The organism is Flagellimonas hadalis (assembly GCF_007785775.2).
Taxonomy (GTDB): Bacteria; Bacteroidota; Bacteroidia; order Flavobacteriales; family Flavobacteriaceae; genus Flagellimonas; species Flagellimonas hadalis.
On record NZ_VNIK02000047.1, the window covers coordinates 1 to 501 of the forward strand.

Below are 501 nucleotides of genomic sequence, written 5' to 3' on the forward strand. Positions count from 1 at the left end.
GTGGCCAGTTTGTAATCGTAGAAGGAGTGCACCTGTATGCCCATCTGGGTGACCAATCCTTTTTCGGCGGCCACTTTTTTCATTTCCCGTGATTCGGAAACGTAGTGGGTCAATGGTTTTTGACAGTACACAGGTTTGTCCATCTTCATCGCCATCAACGAAGCTGGCGCATGGGTATGGTCGGGCGTGGAAACGACCACGGCATCGATTTCGTCGCCCATTTCCTCCAACATGGCACGGTAATCAAAAAACACACGGGCACCGGGGTGCATCTTGTGTGCTGTGGACAGGTTGATGGCATCCACATCGCAGAGGGCGACCACCTCGACCGAGGCATGCGATGAAATCGCCTTGAGGTCCTCCATGCCCATATTGCCCACGCCAATGTGGGCCGTTCGTAACTTTTCCTTTGGAAAACCTGCTTTTAAAATAGAAGGTGCCAACATGATCCCTAGGGCTCCCACACTGCTTTTTTTGATGAATTCTCTTTTGTTCATGGTT

1 protein-coding gene is annotated in these 501 nt (G+C 50.9%); it reads right to left on the reverse strand.

The annotated features are described in order from the left end of the window. Positions 1 to 501 (reverse strand): Gfo/Idh/MocA family protein (locus FOT42_RS17945; protein WP_226789954.1); only part of this gene is annotated, 501 nt, incomplete at both ends.